Annotated in this window: 4 protein-coding genes; 1 reads left to right on the top strand and 3 read right to left on the bottom strand. The window is 64.0% G+C overall.

Annotated elements, in window-relative coordinates:
- Positions 1 to 113 precede the first annotated feature (113 nt).
- A complete protein-coding gene (locus tag AB7U92_RS22670; RefSeq protein WP_428582360.1) occupies positions 114 to 272 on the bottom strand; it encodes a hypothetical protein in 159 nt (52 codons plus the stop codon).
- A gap of 188 nt (positions 273 to 460) precedes the next feature.
- Between AB7U92_RS22670 and AB7U92_RS22665 the strand changes: the two genes are divergently transcribed.
- A complete protein-coding gene (locus AB7U92_RS22665; protein ID WP_428582358.1) occupies positions 461 to 640 on the top strand; it encodes a hypothetical protein in 180 nt (59 codons plus the stop codon).
- Between the two features lie 193 nt (positions 641 to 833).
- Here AB7U92_RS22665 and AB7U92_RS22660 read toward each other — a convergent pair whose 3' ends face one another.
- Positions 834 to 3023 carry a helix-turn-helix domain-containing protein gene (locus AB7U92_RS22660; protein WP_428582356.1) on the bottom strand — a complete coding sequence of 730 codons (2190 nt, stop codon included), beginning with the start codon at positions 3021 to 3023 and terminating at the stop codon, positions 834 to 836.
- 67 nt (positions 3024 to 3090) lie between these two features.
- On the bottom strand, positions 3091 to 4128 hold the full coding sequence (locus AB7U92_RS22655; protein ID WP_128000903.1) for an alcohol dehydrogenase catalytic domain-containing protein: 1038 nt from the start codon (positions 4126 to 4128) through the stop codon (positions 3091 to 3093).
- Positions 4129 to 4290: the final 162 nt, after the last annotated feature.

Here is a 4290-nt window from a genome sequence, read left to right as displayed (position 1 = left end):
GTGATCGGCTGCGGCAGGTCGAAGCGTGTCAATCTGCACCGAAAGCACAAGGGGTCCGCGACGGCCGGTTTTGCAAGTGGTTGTCGCGCCTATAGTTTTTGTGGGCCAGCGTGTCAATCTGCAGGAAAAATACGATTACCCCAGCCGACGCCGATCTCGTCGACTTCGACGATCATGCCGCCCAGGCGGATCGTGGTCTGGACGACATCGGGCGAGCGCTCTTCGGCGGGAATGAATCCGACCGCCGTTGCGGGCTGCTGCAGTTTGGCCATGGTGGGCGTCCGCGTTGTGTACGTTATGTACATCATAGAGCGCTCGGAAGATCGATGCAAGCGACAGAGCCGAGATCAGCCGATACTCATGATGCATAGCACGCTACGTCTTCCACAACAGCAACGCCCAAGACAGCAAGGTCCTGGCGGCCGCTGAGAAGGCAGCGCGCTCCTATGGCGCGACGGTGGTGAAGTCGCTAGCTGGCACGATGTTGCTGGAGTTGGCGCCGGCGCAGGTGCCCGAGGTCGCGAAGGCCTTGCCGGGCTGGCGCTATGCAGCCGAACGCAAGACGACCCGGGTGCCTGAGCGCAAGCCGCTGGAGCGTTCGAAGTCGCGCGGCGCGCTGGCGGCGGCCGCCAAGGGCTAGATCCCTGGCGCCTTGGGTTTAAATCCCAGGTCTTGTCGCCGTGATTTGCCACACTTTGGGTGCAAATCTCAATGCGTGACGAGGTTAATTATGTTAACTCATTGCCCCCGTTCGGAACTCCTTTCGTCGAATGCTGCTCTGGCACGCTGCTGCCTTCAACGGGTGGTTGGGCGTCCATCCAGTTGCTTACCAACTACCTGCCGCGCCGATCCTCTGCATCGCCGGATGCTGTACCGTTGTTCAGCAGCTGGAAGACGTAAAGCGAAAGGTCCGCGACCAACCGGTCGTCGTGCGTACTGAGATCCAGGCCCGTTAAATCAGAGATTCGACCAAGCCGGTGTGCGACGGTCTTCCTGTGCACACCAAGCTTCTGCGACGCTGCTTCGTGTGAACAGTTCACGTCGAAGTAGACGCGCAGCGTCTGCAAGAAAAGGTCGCGCTGCTTCGGTTCCTCGTTCAGCAACCCACCAAGGTTCAGTTCCAGGAATCTCCGCATGCCGACATCATGGCGCAGACTCAGCAACATGCCGACTACGCCTGCACGGTCGTACACGACCGAGGCGGTCTTGCCCATCTGTCGCGAGACGTCCAGCGCGATCTGCGCCTCCCGGTATGCGATTGCGAGCGCACGGGGAACGTGGCAGCGGCTACTCCCACCCACCACAACATGGCGTCCGCTGAGACCATCGCTGATGGCTCCTGCGAGACCCTTAGCAAAGCGTTCGGCATCGCCGAGCGCTTGGTCGGAACACAACACGGCGATCGACAGGCCCTGCAATGCAATGGCGCGCACCTTCTCGCCACGTATGGCCTGAACGGAACGTGTGATCTTCTGGCGAAGGATGGAGCCCGAACTCTCCGCAGATCCCGGCACCGCGGCGCCGAGTTCGCAGAGATAGAGTCGCATCGGGCCTTCCAGATCCAGCTTGAGATCTGCCGAGCGGTCGATGGCCGCTGCACGTGCGGTTTCGTCCGCGCGCAACAAATCCCACACCGTCGCATCAATCGATTCCGATCGGGCTCGGCTTGCCGATCGCTGTTCCAGCCGCTGCAAGGCAGCGATGACCGCAACTTGCGAGAGTGTCAGCTCAATGAGCTCCAAGCGCTGCCCGTCATCGAGCGTTCCGAGGATCCAGGCCACCGCCTCGCCCTCGACGAAGATCGGTTGGGCTCGCCAGGACATGCCGTCCTGAGTCACCGACAACCCTGCGGTGGCGACTCCTCGCGCGATGGCAGCAGCGGCCGCGCCAGCAACCAGTTCATGGGCGCGGTCACTGCCGCTCCATGACAACAGCGTACCGTCCCGGTCGATGACGGCGACGTCCGTCTTTAGCGTCGTCGCCGCCGTCGACACGATGGTGTTCAATCCGGCCCCTTGGAGCAACAGCAGCATCAGTGTCTGCGTGAGGCTCGACACGCTGCGCACGACGTCGTACCGCTGGTTGAGCGCCTCGTGCGCACGCCCCAGCTCCTCGACCATGCGGCGTTGCCCAGCGTAGAGCTCCGCATTCTCGATGGCGATGGATGTCAGGTTCGCCAGTGCCGTCAGCCTGGTTGTGTCCTGGGGTGTGAACGTCGAAGGTCGCCGCCGCCAAACTTCCAGCACGCCGATGATGTCGTCGCGTCCGAGCAGAGGGGCCGCCAGCGCCGAGCGAACGAGTTCGGCCTCGGCCAGATGGAAGAAATCGCGACTGATCGACTCGCTGGTTACATAGTCCTCGACCGAGGCTGGTGTGCGGTGCGCCAGGACGAGCCCCGCCAACCCCTGCCCGGGCCCCATCTGCAGGTTCGCCGTTTCCGGGGAGCGGTTACCGACGCAGCGGCGCATGACGATCCTGTCGTCCTGCCGCAGCAGAACGCCGCAGATGTCCGCCGACAGCAATTGCTTGGCCTCCTGCGTGATGAGCAGCAGGATCTCGCTCAGGTCGTGGCTCTTGAGCATGCGGGTGGCGACCCGCTGCAGCGCCTGCACCTCGTCGAGGTTCTGGACCGCAATCCGTTGGCGCTCGCAGGTCTGTAGCGCAAGCGCGAAGAACTTGCAGAACACGCCGAGCGACTCGGAGGCTTCGATCGTGACGGGATCCCCCTCAATCAGCAGAGCGAGCGCGCCGGGGGCAACCGGGACAAACACGCCCTTCCCCACCCGCAGCGGTGCTTCGCACGTCTCGAGTCCTCCGGGAAGATCCAGACCCGGTGTTTCGTTAACATGTTCCAGCGTTGACGGCGCATACCAGGCGCCGCCGGTGCGAAGAATGACGCGCGCGCGGGCGGCGGGGACCAGTTCGGCAACGGCCCGTTCTGCCTCCGCGAGCAGGAGGTCGTACTGCCCACGGGCCGCTGCAGTCGCAATCGGCTCGAGAACGCCCGTCAGTGCGCCCGGCATCAGCGTTGGCTCGGAGGTGAATCGACTTCCCATGCCCCCGAGTCTGCGCCGTCGTGCGCGCGCCGGATCATGGGGTCATCACTGCTTTCATGCGCTGCTGCCTTGCGAGCAGGTCGTAAAGGCTAGGCGCATCAGTCAGGCGGCCGCGGGCATCCACCACCACGGTCGGATCTAGGGCTCCGCTGGTGACCAAGCGCAGCAGCTTGCGACGCAGGCGAATGCTGTCGCCGATCGCGAAGCTGAGTGTCAGCTCGTCCCTGAACGCGCGGCCGACCGGAAAGGCCCAGCTTTCTGCCACGTGCGCGCCCACGGATACGACGCGTCCGCGCGCGCGCGCCAGCGACATCGCGAAGTCGAGTGTGCCATTGCCGCCGACCGCCTCAACGACGACCTCGGCACCGTCGCCATCCGTCAGTTTCCGCACCAGCGCCGCGGCGTCGTCCGGGTGCACGGCGATGGATCCCTGGGCATTCGCGAACGCCCTGCGCGTTTCGTTGGGTTCGACCAGCACGACAACCCCCGCACCGGCCACCTGCGCCGACAATGCGGCGAGCTGGCCAACAGCGCCGCCGCCGATGACTACGACGAAGTCCCCCGCTTGGGTGCTGGCGCGCTCGATCGCGACCCAGCCGGTGGCGAGGTTGTCGCCCATTAGCAAGGCTGCTTCCGGTGGACACTGTTCCGGCAAATGGCCCAGCGTCTGGTCGGCAAACGGCACCCGGACGTACTCCGCCTGCGCTCCGGAGATGCTGGGGCCAAATGCGGTGCCGGTGCCGAAGAAGGCACGCTCAGTGCACTGCCAGTGTTCGGCTCGATCGCACCAGCGGCACTGGCCGCAGGCAGTGAAGTCGGAAGACATCACCTTGTCGCCCAAGCGAATTCGGTGAACTGCACGACCTGCTTCCACGACCTCGCCAACGAATTCGTGTCCAACCACCGCACCCGGCGTGATACCCGCGAAGTCGCCTTTCACTACATGCAAGTCCGTGCCACAGATGCCGGCGTGCGTGACCTTCACGATAGCATCAGTCGCCTCCGCAACATGCGGTTCTGGGACGTCGCTGACTTCGACGTGCCCGGGGCTCTTGTAGACGACAGCTCGCATGGGAATTGTGTTCGACGCTGTGTGTTCGCGCTGGCCCCGGCGATTCGAAAACGCCGGGTTTCATTGTGGCTCAGGGGCCTCAGAACGCCTTCAGCAGGCGCAAGTTGATGCGGTCCGACTCCTTCAGGCCGTTGCGCACGGTCAGGTCACGTCCATAGAGCG

The organism is Piscinibacter sp. (assembly GCF_050175855.1).
In the GTDB taxonomy this organism is placed as follows: Bacteria; Pseudomonadota; Gammaproteobacteria; order Burkholderiales; family Burkholderiaceae_C; genus Piscinibacter.
Note: the sequence above shows the minus strand (reverse complement) of the source record. Positions and strands in the feature narration are given on the sequence as shown.

Excerpts from the sequence above, each read along its gene's own strand:
- AB7U92_RS22670 (WP_428582360.1), bottom strand. The coding sequence starts at position 272 with ATGGCCAAACTGCAGCAGCCCGCAACGGCGGTCGGATTCATTCCCGCC.
- AB7U92_RS22660 (WP_428582356.1), bottom strand. The coding sequence starts at position 3,023 with ATGCCGGGCGCACTGACGGGCGTTCTCGAGCCGATTGCGACTGCAGCG.
- AB7U92_RS22655 (WP_128000903.1), bottom strand. The coding sequence starts at position 4,128 with ATGCGAGCTGTCGTCTACAAGAGCCCCGGGCACGTCGAAGTCAGCGAC.